Raw genomic sequence first — 17036 nt, 5'->3', positions numbered from 1 at the left:
AAGATAGGATCGTAGGTTGGTTCCTTAGGTTCCACTCTACGATTTTTTTACTTTTCAGGCAAACACGCTATTAAATTTATATGACAATAAAAAATAAATTGTGTTTATAAAGTAACCTGATAATATCGACTTTTTTTAATCTAAGGAAATGATGCTTACGGTTTCCCAGTTTAATGAATGGCTCGATATTTGTGAAAAACAACCCATTGTTTATTCTCAGGCACTTTCAAAGGAGCAAAAGACAATTTTGCAAATTGAATCCGATATTTTTTTGACGTGTTTAAAAAATATTGTTGCTCAAGATCTGAAAACACCCGAAAAAGAAATCTCTGAATTACGATTGCGTACTTTATTACGACAACGGGCTTTAATTCTTCAAATGCACAGCAACGATTATACCCATCATCCTCATCATCCAGTTAATCGTCTCTATCTTCAGATTGCTCAAGCACTTGCTAAACCTGAAGAGGCTGTTTGTACCGTATTGATGCCCTACATAGAATCGCTTTGTCGTGAAAGCTATTCACTCAAAGCAGAAACCGAAGAAGATAATGGTTTATTTTATCCCGAACATTATCTTGTGAGAGATAAAAATCTCATCCCTGTTGCTGAAATTTATGAGCAAGCTCTGCTCAATCCTTCTTATTTGTTCGATGATTCCTTTTCCTATCATTTGAATGATCATGATCGAAAAAACTTGAAATTAATTGCAGGTGAAATGAGTCATGATTATTTGCTTGCGTTGCATGAAGAACACGTATTACGTCAGCAAAACAATCTGGGACATCACTTACAAATTCTGGCTGATGCTTTATATGATGCCTCTGTTGAAGCAAAGGGAACAGAAGAGGATGCTCACGAGGATATTGCAAAAGCAGTGCAGGTATTTTATGAGTTTTGGCGGCGATTACCGAGTAATGAAGAAATCTATCAATTCACTATTCCGGAATGGGGGCGAAAAAATGTAACCCTAAACGATTACTTGTTGGCCCTTTTTGTTCGCTACCTTGATGCAGATTTATTAAGTGATGAGGAGCGTCAACGATTCACCGATATCTCAATATTTCCTTGTGCTTATCAATTATCCAATGCACTCAATGAGTTTTTACGTCGTTATCCTCAATTATATAGAATTTCTAGTAATGTTATTGATCCTAATCGTATTTCTAATTATCAAGAATTATCTGAGCTGAAAGTAAAAGCATTAGAGGCATTAAATTACCGGGGGCAGCTCGCAACTACTACACCTACTTCTTCCGATTTTTTTCGTTTTATACTGGATACGGAAGAATTATCATTTGCAGAGCGAATTCACTTTATCAGTCAATTAATAAACAACGAAAATGATCTCTGGCATTTTTTGTTAAGTGTCAATGACAAAAAACAGCAAAAATTACCCCAGATTATAGATTATGAAGAGCTGGTAAAAAAAGTATTATATGCACTGGCTCCCAAATTGACGGTAATCAAATATCAAACAGTAGAAAAAGTCATTGCACAATTATCGCCGGAAAATCAAATGGTATTGATTGAGCTGATGCCTGACTATTGGCTGAGTGTTGCTCATGAAAATTCGCCGAAGTTAAAAAAAATCAATGAAAGCTTTAAATCTCCAGCTCGAGAACAATATATACTGACAGTTACAAAGGACGCAGCGGCGAGAACGTTACTGAGTACTGATATCCCAACTTATTATTCTATCCTGAAAAGCTGTCCAGAAGTATTAACGACTTATTTACAGCTAATAAGGCAGAAGTTTCCGGATGATGTAGATCTGATTATTAAACAATTAACAACTGACGTTCCCTCTCTTCATATGCTTCTTCGGGATTGGCGTATGGAGCTCTACCAGTGGCATAGGGAGCGAGAAGAAAGAAGTATGGAGGTTAGAGGATTACCCCCTTTGGGACTTTTTGGTAATAATGTTCGTTTTTTGCCTTCTATTTCTAAAGTTAATATTAAACCAATCTTATCCCAAATTGAAACATGGCTTAAAGATCAAACTTTGTCTAAAGAAGAGGTTATTGATTTTTTTGAAAAGCAAACTTTTGTAGATAATTCAGTAACCTTATCTAAATGGATTAGATTTACGGTCCTTGCTCAATTAACACCTGAAAAAAAACTACTGGAAGAGTTGCAGGCAAATTTTTATGAGCTTGAAAGACCTTCACCGCTCTCTTATTTTAGTGATCAATCTCCCTATGCAAAAAAAATGGAACGTTTAAACGAGATTAGAAAAAACTTGTTCCATCCCATGCTTAATACTGATACTTCATTGAGTTTACAGCAGTTAAAAGATTATTTGTATCAGCAGGCAGGGGAAGAAAGAAATGATTTGCAGAAAAGATATCGATCAGGAGAATCGTCGTTTCTTCGAGCGCTTGATTCTGCGATGCAGATAGTGCAACGATACATGGATAAACAACATCCATCATTAACACAACTGATGAAGCAACATGCCTACCCTGGCTTGGACTCAGGATCCAATTTTTCATTAAGATTTTAAAGAAGAGACCAGTCTAACAAGTCTGGATCGAAAAGACGCATTAAAACTATATTGTGCGTGTATCCGAAAATAGAGCATGTCTTAGACTTTAATTCATTCTACATTGATTCCTTATTAGAAGATTCGTTATGAGAGTCTTCTAATTCAAGCCACATTGCATTCAAGATGGCGAAGCAGCATGCTAAGCCTGTGCCTAAAATCCAGGAAAAATACCACATAATAAGCCTCCTAATAAGCAGTATCCTTGTTTTTAATAATGGTTTTTTCTGTTATTTTTCCACGTAATACTCGATAAACCCATGCGGTATAAAGCAATATCACAGGTAAGAAAATAACAGTAGCAACTAACATAATAAATAAGGTTAATTGGCTTGATGAGCTATCCCATACCAGCAAACTTTGTTCTGGGTGGGTCGAAGAAGGAAGTATGAAAGGAAACATACTTATGCCTACAGTAGTAATGATGCTAGCTACAGAAAGGCTGCTGCAAAGAAAAGCCGTTTTAGTATATGGTGACGTAATGAGCGCTAACAATGTTGCAATAATTCCTATCCCAGGAGCCAATAAAGTAATAGGAAAAGTACGGTAGTTAGAAAACCAAGCATCTGCTTGTTGAATTACTGCTTTATAATGGGGATTTGAGGGGCCGTCATGAGCTAATACGCCACTTAAGCTATAGCCGTCAATGCCATAGTGAAGCCAAAAGCCACCACCAATAAAGAGCAAAAAAGTAAATAAAGCACTTATTTTTCCTGCATTAATGGCGCGTTGTTGTAAGTGTCCTTCTGTTTTTAAATTTAGAAAAAAAGCACCGTGCATGGCTAACATCGTCACAGACAATAGGCCGCATAATAAGGCAAAAGGGTTAAGCAAACTCAAAAAACTACCCGTATAAAATGGTCGTAAATACTCATCAAAATAAAATGGGACACCTTGTAGGACATTTCCTATTGCCACACCAAAGATAAGAGCAGGTACAATTCCTCCAACAAACAATGAATAATCCCAGAACAAACGCCATTGGGGATTGGTTAATTTTGAACGGTATTTAAATCCAACTGGACGCAAGATTAAGGCAAGTAACACAAGAAGCATAGCGAAATAAAAGCCTGAGAAGGATAATGCGTATAAAGCTGGCCATGCCGCAAAAATTGCTCCTCCGCCCAGAATAAACCAAACTTGGTTTCCTTCCCAGGTGGGTGCAATACTATTAATCAATACTCGTCTTTCCATGTCAGTTTTTGCAAGCCAAGGCAGCCACATGGCTACACCTAGATCGAAACCATCCATTATTGCAAAACCAATCAATAATACACCAAGTAATACCCACCATATAATTCGTAATGTTTCATAATCCAAAGGCATCATGAGTTCTCCTAGTGAGCCATATTATCAGGGCCAAGACGGATGTACTTAACCATTAAGTAAATTTCAACTATGGCAAGTATTGTATAAAAGAGGATAAATCCAGTGATTGAAGTGAGTACTTGCGCAGAGCTTAGACTAGAAGTACCCATTGCAGTGGGTAAAATATCTTGTACTACCCAAGGTTGGCGTCCATATTCTGCAACGACCCAACCGAGCTCTGCTGCTACCCAAGGTAGGGGTAATGCGAAGAATGCAGCACGCAAATACCAACGAGAGGTATGTAGTTTGCGTTTCATTGATAAGTAAAAGCCAGTTGCAAATAATAAAATGAAGAAAAACCCACAGGCGACCATAATACGGAATGAGAAAAATAAAGGAGTAATACGCGGTTTTAAATCATGTGCCGCTTGATTGATTTGTTCTTCAGTTGCATCAACTACTTTTTCTGTGTATTTCTTTAATAACAAACCATAGCCTAAATATTTATTATGTGCCGTAAAATCGGCTTTTGCTTGTTCATCGTTTGGATTTTTTTGTAATCTTGTTAATGCTTCATAGGCCTGCATTCCCTCTTTGATTCGTTCTTTTCCTTGCTCAATTAATTCTGAAATACCTTGTAGCGGTTGGGTGAATGTGCGTGTTGCAATTAAGCCTAATACATAAGGGATTTCAATGGCATAATCAGTTTGCATTGTTTTTTCATTGGGGATACCAAAAACAGTAAGTCCTGCAGGAGCTTTTTCCGTATGCCACATCGCTTCTATAGCCGCGAATTTCATTTTTTGGTTTTCATTATCGAGGTGACCACTTTCATCGCCAAGAACTACTACAGCCAAAGCAGAAGCGAGTCCGAAGCTTACAGCTACAGTCATTGATCGTTTCGCAAAATTAATGTTTCTGCCACGTAATAAAAAATATGCACTTACAGATAAGACAAAAATAGATCCGGTAACATAGCCTGCGCTAATGGTATGGACAAATTTTGCTTGGGCTACTGGATTAAACATAACGGCCACAAAATCAGTTACCTCCATACGCATGGTGTGGAAATTAAACTCAGCACCAACAGGATTTTGCATCCATCCATTGGCAATTAAAATCCATAATGCTGAAAGATTAGTACCTAAAGCCAAGAGCCACGTACAAAACATATGTTTCAAGCGACTTAATTTATCCCAGCCGAAGAAAAAAAGACCAACAAAAGTAGCTTCTAAAAAAAAGGCCATAAGCCCTTCAATAGCTAGGGGCGCTCCAAATACATCACCTACGTAATGTGAGTAATAAGCCCAGTTGGTACCAAATTGAAACTCCATGGTCAGGCCGGTTGCGACACCTAAAACAAAATTAATGCCAAAAAGAATCCCCCAGTATTTGACCATCTGTCGCCAGATATCGCGGCCAGTCATGACATAAATGGTTTCCATAATTGCTAAAAGCAACGATAGACCTAAAGTGAGTGGGACAAAAAGAAAATGATAAAGCGCTGTAAGGGCAAATTGTAAACGCGAAAGATCGACTAGTTCACTACCAGGAATCATTGAGCACCTCGTATGTCATGTACTTTGTTGATAAAGTCCTTACTATAATCCCCTATTTAGAGGATGGACTTCCCTAATTCACTTTTTATTAGAATGAAGATATTCTTTTTCTTGCGCTACTCCCAGCAACCATTGTTCATTGCTTAAATGTGATTTTTCCACATTCTTGAAGCATATGATCCATAGGGAAATCAATAAGATAAGTTTAATAACTAAGGTAACTATAATATCACGAGCCAGTGGTTTTAGCATGTTTCTACCCCTTTTTTTTGACTCAGTATCCCCAATTTTAATGATTCGGCAATTAATGAGGCTCGGTGTATAATTTTTTGAGCAGCTTCAGTAGGTAAATGATATAAGGCTTCGTCTCGAAATAAACTAAGCCAACGTATAAAGTGTTGTTCTGTAATGGGGGTAAATTGTTTGAGTAAGAGATGTTTTTGATAAGCATTACCATGATATTCATTGGTTTTCAACATCACACTATTCCAGAACTGGCAAAACAGGGGAATATGCTCATTCCAGTCGACTTGAGCTTTATCGAAAATAGGTCCAAGGACTTCATCTTTGCGCACTTTTTGGTAAAAATGAGTCACTAAGTTTTCGATGTGTGTTTTATTTAGCTCAGTCATAATGGGTTACTGACGTAAATAAATCAGTAGATGATACTTAAGTTTCATTTCAAATACAACTTTAAAATGTACTCTATTTTTCTGATGTTTTGATAATATTGAGTAAGACTGCTGCATTGTTATGTGTTTCGTCTTTAGCAGCATAAAGTAAAGTGACTGTGTGATGTTTTGCTTTCTCAGTAATTGTGGTGATCAGTTCTTTTTCATGAGCTAATTCTTGAGTATAACGCTCCTCAAATTCTTGCCATTTTTCTAAATCATGATGAAACCATTTACGTAATGAGTCACTTGGAGCAATTTCTTTTAACCATAAATCAATAGAGGCGTTTTCCTTTTTCATACCTCGCGGCCATAACCTATCAACTAAAATTCTGTATCCATCCGAAGGCTCAGGTTTTTCATAGACTCGTTTCATTTTGATTGCGTGCATAAAACATTGCTCCGTAGGTAATGTAATTTAAAATATAGGGAGTTTTTTATAAGTTATGCAAGTTTTAAGGTTTAAATTTCTATAAAAACCAGAAACATGCAACATTATGTCCATTTTTTAGTTATTTCTGAATAGGAACAATAAGTAATAAAAAATTGACATACAATCTATTTTTAAGGCTCGTTTAAGCTATAATTTGTGTATCGATATTTAGAAAGGAATATAATTATGAGCAGAAATATTGTGAAAAGGAGCGTGTGTGCTGCAGTTTTTGCTCTCGGTTTATTTTCTGCTGGCACATGTCTTGCTTGGTATGGTGGCGGCTATCATGGCGGCTATTATCATGGTGGTGGCTGGCATGGTGGTTATTATCATGGCGGTTATTATAATGGTTGGCATGGTGGTTACTATCATGGTGGTGGCTGGGGCTGGGGTGGTACAGGTGTAGTCGTTGGGGTTCCCGGTTATTATTATGCTCCCCCTGCTTGCCAAACTATCCGCGTCTGCAATGCTTATGGACACTGTTGGTACCAAGATTCCTGTTATTAATCAATAATACAGTTGTCTTAACAACCTACAAGAGCTTATTGTGGGTTGTTGTTTTTAAACAATACAATATAACTAAATAATAGTTTAGGTGTTGTAAGTCAATCTCTCCCCAAGTAAGCCACTTGAGTGAAAAGCTTATGGTATCTTTTGGTGAAAATTGATACAATTTTGTTTGTTTTTCATTAAATGGTCTTATATGGACAGCACATTAGAATATTTGAAGCATGTTGACTGGGAGCGTATTGTATTTGCCGTGTTGTTGCTCTTTTTCGGCTATTTTATTGCCAATAAAATCAGTCATTGGGTTGAAAAATTCATTGAGCATCGATTTTCAAAGCATCAGGCCATGTTATCAAGTCGAGTGGTTTTTTATGGCTTATTTCTGTTATTTTTAGTTTCAGCATTACATGAAATGGGTTTCAAATTAACTATATTGTTAGGGACCGCAGGTTTGTTTACCGTAGCACTAAGTTTTGCTTCGCAAACGGCAGCATCCAATTTGATTAGCGGCGTATTTTTGCTTTTTGAACGACCTTTTAAAGTAGGGGATGTTATTTCAATTAAAGATATTAAAGGAACTGTAGAGACTATTGACTGGTTATCTACAAAAATTAAAACAAATGATAATCGTTTGATTCGCATACCTAATGAGGGTTTAATCAAGTCAGAAATTACTAATTTAAGCACTTATCCGCAAAAACGTGATGAAATAGTACTAAAAATCGATGCCGTGCATGATGTCTCTAATATTAAATTCTTACTCCAAAAAATTTGTGACGAATGCAGCCATATTTTACCAATGCCAAGCCCTAAAATTTTATTCTCGCAAATGATCGATAGGGGAGGGATCGAGCTTAAAGTGTTATACTGGTCAAATGTTGATTTAGCAACAGTAAGAGACGAAGTCCTTACAGCCATTAAAACTACATTTGAACAGGAGGCAATTACGTTTATTCCCGAACGAGGCTTTATTTCTCCGCTGTCCTCTTCTGTAACTCCATTATCTTTGTAGTTGTATTTGCTTATCAGTAGGAAAATTATTCTTAGTGTCATTGGGTCTTAGCCCAATGGCACTGGCTTAGAGAATTGTTACAAAAATAATATGATTAATTAGTTTGATAACTTTGAGTTAGTATTTGAAGGTTCCTGCTCTTCAACTGCCAGAAGTGATTTGGCATTGTTAAAACCCCATCGACTCCAAAAAGTGAAGGGGGCCACAAGTGCTTTATAAAGTTTGGACTCTTGATTCAGTTTAGGCTGATTGTTGCTAACACTGGCACTTTCGCTGTGTATGCGCGTTGGCTTGTATTCAAAGGCCAGCTCTTTAATAACGCTGGTTCTTTTTAAATGGTCATTAAAAAATAAAATAAACAAATCACGGTTAAAGGATATCACATCAGTTTTTAAGTCATCTTCAATTGCTGCAGTAAATAGTTTAAATGCTCTACCAGGCTCTTTAAGCGATGAAATTTTAATTGGAAGAATTATTTTGTTGTACAAGTCGTAAAATTTAGAATTCAGAAAGGAATCCCATTCCTTCGCCATTCGGACATCATATAGCGAGCTAGTACGCCAAGGATCAAAGTCTTGGGCAATCCAATCTTGAGCCATTGATTCAGCTGCCTCTACCATTAAATCAAAATTGGTCTGATGTTCTTTTATATATTTTTCACAAGCCATTAGGAATCCTCAAAACTTAAAATTTTACACAGTGGTTTAATTTTTTCAATAATAAAAGTAGGGATGATAAAGAAGACAACTTGCGGTTTTTTTGAGAGGACTCTATTAATAAATTTTTTAGGAAAATCTTATGCAAATATATTTCTTTTCTGCTTTACTTCATAAAGATAACAAAAAAGTAAAGCCACTTGCGGCTTAAGCATACTAGGTGTATGTTGAATAATGAAGGGATTGGAAGTAGGAGTTGAAATGGAAGCAACGATCGAAGTTATTGGTTATTTGGCTTGTTGTTTGGTTTTTGCAACTTTTTATGTCAAAAGAATTTTGACATTACGTTTAATAGCAATCTGTTCCAATGTAGCGTTTATTCTGTATGCGATTGGAAGCACACTTTATCCGATTTTTATTCTACATTCATTTTTATTACCATTAAATTTATATCGGATTTTTGAAATCAGAAGGAGTAGCGTTCGTACTTAGTTGTTTTCTGAGCTTGTCACTAATGGCTTGAACTAAATAGTTAAAAAAATGTAAATAATAACAACTTGCATCTTAAGCCAGCTTTTATCTTGTTATTATGTACAACATGTTTGGAAATTAATCGAATAGTAAGTTTGTTTTAGAACAGCTGGTGCTAAGAATATGAAAGACAAAAGCATTTGAGTTGGCTAAATACTTTTTGTGAAGAAACTTATTTTCTAGATTATAGACACCATAAAAATTTTTTTGGGGGAGAGGGCGCTCGCGATTGTTAGTTCGTAGCATAGATGCTGCGAAGTAAAGTACAGGATTTTGCGATAATTTAAATTCTGTTTTTTCTTCGTTACATTTAGGCTACGTATCTATCAATTTATATCCCACCATTCGCTACGCATGTTTATTTATATTTCTTCTCATGTTCAAGTAACCATTGTTTACGCGCAATACCTCCCCCATATCCCCCCAAATTGCCACTAGAGTTAATAATTCGATGACAAGGAACTATAATCGCAAGCTGGTTTGCCCCATTTGCATTGGCAACAGCTCTGTATGCAGTGGGTTTCTCTATGACCTGAGCTTGTTCTGCATAACTTCTTGTTTCTCCATAAGGAATCAATGTTAAAGCATACCAGGCCATTTTTTGAAAAGGACTTCCTATCATATTGATTGGTGTATTAAATTTTTTCAAATGCCCTGAAAAATACTCTTGAAGTTCCTTTTCAATGGAGTTTATAGGGGGCGTGTTACCGGGGATAATTGCGGCGTTCATTTTGTGTCTCAACCGCTCAATTTCACGTTCTAACCCACGCCTATCTACAAACTCTAAAAGATACAAAGCTTCTTCATTAGCGACCGCAAGAATGGGGCCTAATGGAGAATCAAACCAAGAGGCTTTCAACACAACAGGATGCTTTGCTAAGTGAGAGGGGGCTGCTCCCATAATTTTAGAAAAAGCATCACGAAAACCACTGCTTGATTCGTATCCGACATTAAGTTGTGTCTCAATCACTATTTTACCCTCCCGAATTTGTTTCATAGCAATACCCATTCTGCGTGCTCGTGCATAGGCAACAAAGGTCATTCCAAATCGTTTTTTGAATTGTCTGCGTGCAGTTGATGAATCCACTCCTAAAGCTGCGAAATCACTATTTTTCCATCTTTTTTCAGGATTTTCTTCTACAGCAGCAACCAAAGTTTGAATCAAATGAGAAACTTGATTGGGATGCGATAATGGTTGACAGCGCAAACAAGGTCTATAGGATGCTAAGAGCGCTTCCTGGGCAGTTTGAAAGAATTCGCAATTTTGAAGCTTTGGTTTTTTTGCAGGACAGGTTGGCCGACAAAATATTCCAGTTGACTTCACTCCTACATAAAAAACACCTTCGTATCTGGAGTCTTTAGTAAGTAATGCTTGGTAATATTCATTTTTTACTGTTTCAGTTAACATAAAATACTCATTCATTCAATAATCAATGTGAGTCGGAAACAGAACTCTATCCAGGATCTCAAGGCAGCGCTTGAAGACGATGTAAATGCCTCTAAATCCTCATTTACTCGCATCTCTTGAACTCACATTAATTACTATAGCTTTTTTTAAAAAAAGTGCGACCGAAATTTAGGCATTGAATTTAGATTGGGTTGAATCTTGATTTAGTTATACGGGCTATAACTTCTCCCCACTAAAGCAAATAGGATTATTGATTTTTCCTTGAATAGGCAAAGTAATTTGTACCATGCCACAAGTATCTGTTCTGTAAAAAGGAATACTCAATTTTTTCATGTTTGCTAAAGTTTTAGCATGGGGGAAGTGAAAGCGATTATCAAACCCCAGAGAGGCTATGGCATAGATCGGGGCAACCTCTAATAAGAACCGATAGGATGATGATGTTTTGCTGCCATGATGAGGCACAAGTAAAACATCTGATTTTAGCTTCGCACCATAAGTTTGCACTAGATAATCTTCAGCTATTTTTTCAATATCACCAGTTAATAGCATACGTCCTGCATGTGTATCTATTTGTAGAATACAAGAGCTGTTGTTCTTTCCTCTAAAAGGAATTTTAATTGGGAAGAAGCGGAAAGAGATACCATCCCATTGCCATGGAGGATAATCATGACATTTTAAACCACGATGATAAAAACGAGTCGAATTGACTAAGAGATATTCTACTTTTATTTCTTTCTCCAGGGAATTAAGTCCTCCAAGATGATCTTTATCAGGATGACTCACAACAATAATATCAATTTTTTTGATGCCCAATGTTTTCAGATAAGGTAAAATAACCATTTTTCCTAAATCATTTCCTTGAAAGAAACGATCCCCTGTATCATAAAGTAAAACATGGTGTTGTGTTCGAATAGCAACAGCCAAGCCTTGTCCTACATCTAAAACATCAATTTTTGCCTCTCCTGATTGAATCATCGTTCGTGGTGGAAAAAAAGGGAGCAATAACCAAAGCATGGCTATCCATTGAAAATGTTTCATGGGAAATAAAACCCACATCAATAAAGCGCCTATTAGGATAAAAGCAAGTTCAATCGAGTGAATAGAGCAATTGATATTCATACCAGCCAACCGTTCTGTCAAAGACAATCCTTGAAACAATAGGGTAATGAGTAAAGAAAGGGGCTTCATCAGTATCTTTGCAATACTTAAGGAACTGAATGTCATGGTTATTAACGCCAAAGGAACGATGAGCAATCCAACGAGTGGTATTGCGAATAAGTTCGCAATAAATCCATTAATGGAACCATAAGCATACCAATATAAGGTTAAGGGCATTAACCCAATTAAACAGCTTAATTGTAATGCTAAAGAACCTTTATATCCTTTTAATCGCCAACGCTGTTGCGTTAAAAGTAAGCATGCTACCGCAAGAAAAGAAAAATAGAATCCTTGCATAAAGACTGCATGTGGTTCAATCAATAAAACACCAAATAAAGCATATCGCCATACTTGCCAAGCAGTAAAACGATGTTGGCCCATACTATAAAGCGTATAAAAAAAACAGCCAATAAGTGCTCTTTGAACAGGAGGCGCAAAGCCCGCTAGGAAAGCGTATAATAAAGCAGCTAGAAGACCACCGATACTGGCAATATAAGGAGCCGGAATGTGTAAACAAAGTCGAGAGCTTTGAGTCCATAACCGGCGGAGTAGCCAATAAACGATACCTGAGATTAAGGCAATGTGCTCCCCTGAAATGCCAAATAAATGAGTTGTACCAGTACGCCTAAATAAATCCCAACTTTCTTGGTCGATATGGGTAGTTAGGTTTAACGTTAAAGCCTCTACAATCCCTGCTGTTTTTTGATCAGGTGCTAACAGGCTAAGTTGATTACCTAATTGCTCCCTAAGTTCCAGCCAACTGAAAGACGAAGATGATTTTGGGAGCATTTTATTGTTTTTAGAATGAATATAACCAGTCCATATGATGTGGCGTGTTGTAAGGGAACGCACGTAATCCATACTTCCTGGATTAAGGTAATTTCTAGGTTTTTTTAATTTCACATTAAATTTCCATCTTTGCCCTGCATGGACTCTTGGTGCTTTGTTATACCATGCTAATTGCACCATTCCTTGTGCTGGATGATGATCATATTGTTCTAATGCAAATAAAAAAAGTGTTTTAAATGGACTCTGATCAGGTATTGATACGATGGTTCCTTGTATACTGACTTGAGGTATCACATCCACATCAGGTATTCCTTTAGGTACGTTTTGCAATTGATGCAGCGATGCGATAATGATGCCTAAAATAAAAAACAGAATATTCGAATATTTTGGAATAATGAAAAAAATAAAGAAAATAATTAGAGGTAAGAATATATGTGAGGTATACCGATAAAGTATGCCTATAAAAAAGCAAAAAATTTCCATTTTATTTCTAAGTTGGACTGTCCATTGGGGACAGATGGTAGAGAGTTTAGTGATGTTTGTAAAGCAAAATGGGAACTTTAAGAGGATGGTTTACTAGACAAGAAATGAGTCAGCAGTGATAATTAGCGTTTTTTTGTATTTAACCGAGCACATGACAACACCCCTCATTGAAATCCGACATGTTTGTAAATCATATGGCAATACTTCAATCTTGAATGATATTTCTTTAAGTGTGAATCACGGTGAGTTTTTGACTTTGCTTGGTCCTTCAGGTTGTGGAAAAACGACTCTACTACGTCTTATTTCTGGATTTGAAAGTCCTACCCAGGGCGACATTTATATTAATGGCCAATGTGTTAACCGACTGCTTCCGCAAAAACGAGATGTACATACCGTTTTTCAAAGTTACGCGCTGTTTCCACACTTGTCAGTCTTTGAAAATGTTGCTTTTGCTTTGCGATGTAAGAAAGTTCCTCATCAAGAAATTGAAGAACGCGTTTTTGATGCTTTAAGGTTAGTCCAGCTTCAGGATTTTTCAGAACGTAATATTAAACAATTAAGTGGCGGTCAGCAGCAGCGTGTTGCTATTGCACGAGCAATTATTAATAGACCACAAGTACTTTTATTAGATGAACCATTAAGCTCTCTTGATTATAGACTTAGAAAAGCGATGCAATCGGAACTGAAGCAGTTACAGAAAACGTTGAATATGACATTTATTTTTGTGACTCATGATCAAGAAGAAGCTTTATCCATGTCGGATCGGATTGTTGTTTTTAATCATGGTTATATAGAACAAGTAGGAACCCCTAAATGTGTCTATGAAACGCCTGCAAATCTCTATGTAGCCAAATTTATTGGTGAAGCGAACATATTTGATGTTCAAGTTCATTCACTAGAAAATTCGAATCTTATTACCTTCGTCGAAGAAGTATCATTACTTTGTAAAAATAGTGGGAATTATAAGATTGGTGATCGAATTCATTTAATTGTACGTCCAGAAGACATCCGCGTTTGGAGTTTATCTGAAGTCGATAAGACAGAGGGTATGTTACCCGGACGTATCGCAGATATTATTTATAAAGGTTCAACCGTAGATTTGCAGGTCATACTTTCATCGGGAAAAATGATTTATGCTTCAGAATTTTTTGATGAGGATGATGATAAATTAGAATACACACTCAATGAAAATGTTTGGGTGCAATGGTTATCGGGCTGGGAGGTTTTATTACCTTATGAAGACTAGATCGATTGCTCTTTACATTTTGTATTTTTGGTTAATTCTTTTTGGTGTTATTCCGCTATTGATGATGCTTGTTTCAAGCTTTCTCTCAAAGGACAGTCTCCATCTAGTTGCTTTTCCTTTGACATTGGAACATTATACGGATTTATTTACCCCAATTTTTGCAAAAATTTTTTTTCGTTCTTTGATTATTGCCTGTATTACCACCTTATTATGCCTGCTCATTGCTTATCCTTTTAGTTATTTAATGATTAAATCAAAACACCAATCCATTTTGCTATTGTTAATTTTTATCCCTTTTTGGACAAGCTCTTTAATCAGAACCTATTCATTAATCGCTATCCTTAAATATAAAGGTGTTTTAAATGCGATCTTATTGAAATTACATTTAATTCATGAACCTTTGTCCTTACTCTATACGAATTTTTCTGTAATTATTGGTTTGGTCTACAATTTGTTTCCTTTTATGGTGCTTCCTATTTTTACCAACATGGAACGCTTTGATTTCAGATTATTTGAAGCGGCTCGAGATTTGGGAGCAAACAAATGGTTTATTTTTTCGCGAGTATTTTTGCCTAATACGGCACCTGGGATTTTATCGGGGTGTTTATTCGTTCTATTACCTGCTATGACTTTGTTTTATATTCCTAACGTATTGGGAGGTGCCCGATCTATTTTATTAGGTAATTTAATTCAAAATCAGTTTCTTGTTTTAGGTAATTGGCCTCAAGGTTCTGCTACTAGTGTGGTATTGACATTTTTATTGCTTGTATTGCTGTTTTTTTTCCGACGCCAGAAAAATGAGGTGATTCGATGAAAACATTCATGCAGCGCTTTTTTCTTTTTTTTGTGTATGCGTCACTTTATATTCCAATTGTAATATTAGTTTTATATTCCATTAATGATGCTAAGTTTTCGTTACAGTGGCATGGTTTTTCTTTAAGATGGTATTACGAATTATTTCATGATCGAGATTTATGGTCGGCTTTTTTAAATTCAGCCATCCTTGGTTTGAGCTCGGCATTAATCGCAACCACCATGGGTCTTTTGGCATCCATCTATTTATTTTTATTTCGTTCAAAACGTCGCCAAATTTTATATACTTTATTATTGTTACTCATTATTATTCCTGATTTGGTTCTTGGTGTTGCCTTATTAATTTTCTTTAATCTGACTAAGGTTCCTATAGGTTTTTTAAGTTTATTAATTGCTCATGTTACATTTTCCATCCCCTTTGTAATATTAACTATTAATGCTCGGATCCATACGTTAAATCCCAATATTTATTTTGGTGCTTTAGACTTAGGTGCTAGCCGTTATGTTGCACTTACCAGAGTTTTATTGCCTTTACTTTGGCCTGCCATTTTAAGTGTATTTCTTTTAAGTTTTACTTTATCATTTGATGATGTCATTATCAGTTATTTCGTGGCAGGCCCTGATTTTACGATTTTGCCTTTAACCATTTATTCATTAGTACGTATGGGAATAACCCCTGAGCTGAATGCTTTGTGTTCGATCATTTTTGTTCTATCCATGATTTTAGTCATTATTTCCCATCGATTATCAGGGAAACTGATATGAATTACCTTTTACTCGTATTGTTCTTTTTTTTTACTTCTAAAATTTTTTCCAATCCAGTCGTTAATGTATATGTTTGGGGTGGGGAAATTCCTAAGAGTTTAATTCAACAATTTGAACAAGAGTTTGGAGTCAAGGTTAATTTTTCAACGTATGACAGTAATGAAACAATGTATGCTAAGTTAAAAGCAAGCCAACAAACAATTTATGATGTTATTCTTCCCTCTGCCTATTTCGTAGAACGGATGAAAAGACAGGATATGCTGGAACCTCTGGATTATCATCAACTGCCAAATCTTGATAACTTGGATAAACGTTTTGTTAATAATGATTATGATAAGAATAATCATTATAGTGTGCCTATCATATGGGGGGCAACGGGCATTTTTTATAACAGCAATGTTGTACATCGTCCACCGAGGGCTTGGAATGAATTGTGGGATAAAAAATGGCGCAATCAGCTTATGCTCTTAGATGATTCGCGGGAGATATTTGCAATTGCCTTAATGAGTTTGGGATTTGATCCAAATGATAATAATCCAGAGCATATTAAAAAAGCTTATGAGCATTTGTTGCAACTTGTGCCTAATATTAAATTGTTTGCAAGTGACAGCATTCAGGCAATTATTATTGATGAGGATGCTCTCATTGGATCTGCATGGAATGGTGATGCGTTTAAAGCTAAGGCTGAAAACAAAGCGATTGAGTTTATTTATCCTGAAGATGGTTTTGTGATTTGGGTGGATTGTTTCGCAATTCCTAAAAATCCCCCGCATCTCAAAGAGGCGCTGCAGTTTATTAATTTTATGCTTAAAGCTGAAGCAAGTGCACAAATGGCCTTAAAAGAAGGGCATGCTATTACTAATGCAAAAGGTCGCGTTTTATTGCCTTTATCTATTAGAAATAATCCCATGATTTATCCCCCGGAAGAAATCATGAAAAAAGGTCAATTCCAGCGCGATGTTGGGGAAGATACATTGATGCTTTATAATCGTTATTGGGAGCAATTAAAGCTGGCTTTTTAATTTTGTAGCAAATGGTCTTTAATGCATGAGGCTTTGTACGTCCTGAATAGTTCTCTTACTCTTGGTCTGAGTCGATTTCTAAGTTATCTAATTGTTCGTGGTCTTGAGAAAAAAACCTATCAAAATATTG

General features: G+C 36.2%; 17 protein-coding genes. 8 read left to right on the top strand and 9 right to left on the bottom strand.

Annotated elements, in window-relative coordinates:
- Positions 1 to 148: 148 nt before the first annotated feature.
- Positions 149 to 2506 (top strand): hypothetical protein, encoded by a 2358-nt coding sequence (locus Lsan_RS05260; RefSeq protein ID WP_133134306.1) that lies wholly within the window; start codon positions 149 to 151, stop codon positions 2504 to 2506.
- Positions 2507 to 2604: 98 nt separating this feature from the next.
- Here the strand turns inward: Lsan_RS05260 and cydX are convergent, their stop codons facing one another.
- From cydX to Lsan_RS05235, 6 genes are all read right to left on the bottom strand, one after another.
- Entirely contained in the window at positions 2605 to 2724 is a 120-nt protein-coding gene (gene cydX, locus Lsan_RS05255) for a cytochrome bd-I oxidase subunit CydX (protein ID WP_058513460.1), read from the bottom strand.
- A 10-nt stretch (positions 2725 to 2734) separates the two neighbouring features.
- On the bottom strand, positions 2735 to 3871 hold the full coding sequence (gene cydB / locus Lsan_RS05250) for a cytochrome d ubiquinol oxidase subunit II (protein WP_058513459.1): 1137 nt from the start codon (positions 3869 to 3871) through the stop codon (positions 2735 to 2737).
- 11 nt (positions 3872 to 3882) lie between these two features.
- The gene (locus Lsan_RS05245; protein WP_058513458.1) at positions 3883 to 5412 is read right to left on the bottom strand and encodes a cytochrome ubiquinol oxidase subunit I; all 1530 of its coding nucleotides are present in this window, start codon (positions 5410 to 5412) and stop codon (positions 3883 to 3885) included.
- A 78-nt stretch (positions 5413 to 5490) separates the two neighbouring features.
- Entirely contained in the window at positions 5491 to 5664 is a 174-nt protein-coding gene (gene cydP, locus Lsan_RS22460; RefSeq protein ID WP_165482588.1) for a cytochrome oxidase putative small subunit CydP, read from the bottom strand.
- The gene (locus Lsan_RS05240; protein ID WP_058513457.1) at positions 5658 to 6044 is read right to left on the bottom strand and encodes a group III truncated hemoglobin; all 387 of its coding nucleotides are present in this window, start codon (positions 6042 to 6044) and stop codon (positions 5658 to 5660) included. Before Lsan_RS05240 ends, cydP begins: the two co-directional genes overlap by 7 nt.
- A gap of 73 nt (positions 6045 to 6117) precedes the next feature.
- Positions 6118 to 6474 (bottom strand): DUF488 domain-containing protein, encoded by a 357-nt coding sequence (locus Lsan_RS05235; RefSeq protein WP_058513456.1) that lies wholly within the window; start codon positions 6472 to 6474, stop codon positions 6118 to 6120.
- Positions 6475 to 6702: 228 nt separating this feature from the next.
- Here Lsan_RS05235 and Lsan_RS05230 point away from each other — a divergent pair, with 228 nt between their 5' ends.
- Positions 6703 to 7023, top strand: coding sequence for a hypothetical protein (locus Lsan_RS05230; RefSeq protein WP_058513455.1), 321 nt, complete (start codon positions 6703 to 6705; stop codon positions 7021 to 7023).
- A gap of 196 nt (positions 7024 to 7219) precedes the next feature.
- Positions 7220 to 8035, top strand: a complete 816-nt coding sequence (locus Lsan_RS05225; RefSeq protein ID WP_058513454.1) for a mechanosensitive ion channel family protein — start codon at positions 7220 to 7222, stop codon at positions 8033 to 8035.
- A gap of 98 nt (positions 8036 to 8133) precedes the next feature.
- On the opposite strand, the gene Lsan_RS05220 is transcribed toward Lsan_RS05225, so the two are convergent.
- Entirely contained in the window at positions 8134 to 8703 is a 570-nt protein-coding gene (locus Lsan_RS05220; RefSeq protein WP_058513453.1) for a hypothetical protein, read from the bottom strand.
- A 249-nt stretch (positions 8704 to 8952) separates the two neighbouring features.
- Between Lsan_RS05220 and Lsan_RS05215 the strand changes: the two genes are divergently transcribed.
- Positions 8953 to 9183, top strand: coding sequence for a hypothetical protein (locus Lsan_RS05215; protein WP_193392682.1), 231 nt, complete (start codon positions 8953 to 8955; stop codon positions 9181 to 9183).
- A gap of 397 nt (positions 9184 to 9580) precedes the next feature.
- On the opposite strand, the gene Lsan_RS05210 is transcribed toward Lsan_RS05215, so the two are convergent.
- Together Lsan_RS05210 and Lsan_RS05205 are read right to left on the bottom strand one after the other, a co-directional pair.
- Positions 9581 to 10630, bottom strand: coding sequence for a bifunctional transcriptional activator/DNA repair enzyme AdaA (locus Lsan_RS05210; protein WP_058513451.1), 1050 nt, complete (start codon positions 10628 to 10630; stop codon positions 9581 to 9583).
- A gap of 216 nt (positions 10631 to 10846) precedes the next feature.
- Positions 10847 to 13060 (bottom strand): DNA internalization-related competence protein ComEC/Rec2, encoded by a 2214-nt coding sequence (locus Lsan_RS05205; RefSeq protein WP_058513450.1) that lies wholly within the window; start codon positions 13058 to 13060, stop codon positions 10847 to 10849.
- Between the two features lie 151 nt (positions 13061 to 13211).
- Between Lsan_RS05205 and potA the strand changes: the two genes are divergently transcribed.
- From potA to Lsan_RS05185, 4 genes are read left to right on the top strand one after another with little or no spacing between them, the layout of a single operon-like run.
- Entirely contained in the window at positions 13212 to 14306 is a 1095-nt protein-coding gene (potA, locus tag Lsan_RS05200) for a spermidine/putrescine ABC transporter ATP-binding protein PotA (protein WP_058513688.1), read from the top strand.
- Positions 14296 to 15120 carry an ABC transporter permease gene (locus Lsan_RS05195; RefSeq protein WP_058513449.1) on the top strand — a complete coding sequence of 275 codons (825 nt, stop codon included), beginning with the start codon at positions 14296 to 14298 and terminating at the stop codon, positions 15118 to 15120. The genes potA and Lsan_RS05195 overlap by 11 nt, the downstream gene beginning before the upstream one ends.
- Positions 15117 to 15884, top strand: coding sequence for an ABC transporter permease subunit (locus Lsan_RS05190; protein ID WP_058513448.1), 768 nt, complete (start codon positions 15117 to 15119; stop codon positions 15882 to 15884). The genes Lsan_RS05195 and Lsan_RS05190 overlap by 4 nt, the downstream gene beginning before the upstream one ends.
- Entirely contained in the window at positions 15881 to 16906 is a 1026-nt protein-coding gene (locus Lsan_RS05185; protein ID WP_058513447.1) for an ABC transporter substrate-binding protein, read from the top strand. The genes Lsan_RS05190 and Lsan_RS05185 overlap by 4 nt, the downstream gene beginning before the upstream one ends.
- The last annotated feature ends 130 nt before the right edge of the window (positions 16907 to 17036 follow it).

Source organism: Legionella santicrucis (assembly GCF_001468135.1).
GTDB lineage: Bacteria > Pseudomonadota > Gammaproteobacteria > Legionellales > Legionellaceae > Legionella > Legionella santicrucis.
This window is presented reverse-complemented; position numbering and strand designations above follow the sequence as displayed.

Bases quoted from the DNA above. Each gene is read 5' to 3' on its own strand.
- Lsan_RS05260 (WP_133134306.1), top strand. From the start codon at position 149: ATGATGCTTACGGTTTCCCAGTTTAATGAATGGCTCGATATTTGTGAA.
- cydX (WP_058513460.1), bottom strand. From the start codon at position 2,724: ATGTGGTATTTTTCCTGGATTTTAGGCACAGGCTTAGCATGCTGCTTC.
- cydB (WP_058513459.1), bottom strand. From the start codon at position 3,871: ATGCCTTTGGATTATGAAACATTACGAATTATATGGTGGGTATTACTT.
- Lsan_RS05245 (WP_058513458.1), bottom strand. From the start codon at position 5,412: ATGATTCCTGGTAGTGAACTAGTCGATCTTTCGCGTTTACAATTTGCC.
- cydP (WP_165482588.1), bottom strand. From the start codon at position 5,664: ATGCTAAAACCACTGGCTCGTGATATTATAGTTACCTTAGTTATTAAA.
- Lsan_RS05240 (WP_058513457.1), bottom strand. From the start codon at position 6,044: ATGACTGAGCTAAATAAAACACACATCGAAAACTTAGTGACTCATTTT.
- Lsan_RS05235 (WP_058513456.1), bottom strand. From the start codon at position 6,474: ATGCACGCAATCAAAATGAAACGAGTCTATGAAAAACCTGAGCCTTCG.
- Lsan_RS05230 (WP_058513455.1), top strand. From the start codon at position 6,703: ATGAGCAGAAATATTGTGAAAAGGAGCGTGTGTGCTGCAGTTTTTGCT.
- Lsan_RS05225 (WP_058513454.1), top strand. From the start codon at position 7,220: ATGGACAGCACATTAGAATATTTGAAGCATGTTGACTGGGAGCGTATT.
- Lsan_RS05220 (WP_058513453.1), bottom strand. From the start codon at position 8,703: ATGGCTTGTGAAAAATATATAAAAGAACATCAGACCAATTTTGATTTA.
- Lsan_RS05215 (WP_193392682.1), top strand. From the start codon at position 8,953: ATGGAAGCAACGATCGAAGTTATTGGTTATTTGGCTTGTTGTTTGGTT.
- Lsan_RS05210 (WP_058513451.1), bottom strand. From the start codon at position 10,630: ATGTTAACTGAAACAGTAAAAAATGAATATTACCAAGCATTACTTACT.
- Lsan_RS05205 (WP_058513450.1), bottom strand. From the start codon at position 13,060: ATGGAAATTTTTTGCTTTTTTATAGGCATACTTTATCGGTATACCTCA.
- potA (WP_058513688.1), top strand. From the start codon at position 13,212: ATGACAACACCCCTCATTGAAATCCGACATGTTTGTAAATCATATGGC.
- Lsan_RS05195 (WP_058513449.1), top strand. From the start codon at position 14,296: ATGAAGACTAGATCGATTGCTCTTTACATTTTGTATTTTTGGTTAATT.
- Lsan_RS05190 (WP_058513448.1), top strand. From the start codon at position 15,117: ATGAAAACATTCATGCAGCGCTTTTTTCTTTTTTTTGTGTATGCGTCA.
- Lsan_RS05185 (WP_058513447.1), top strand. From the start codon at position 15,881: ATGAATTACCTTTTACTCGTATTGTTCTTTTTTTTTACTTCTAAAATT.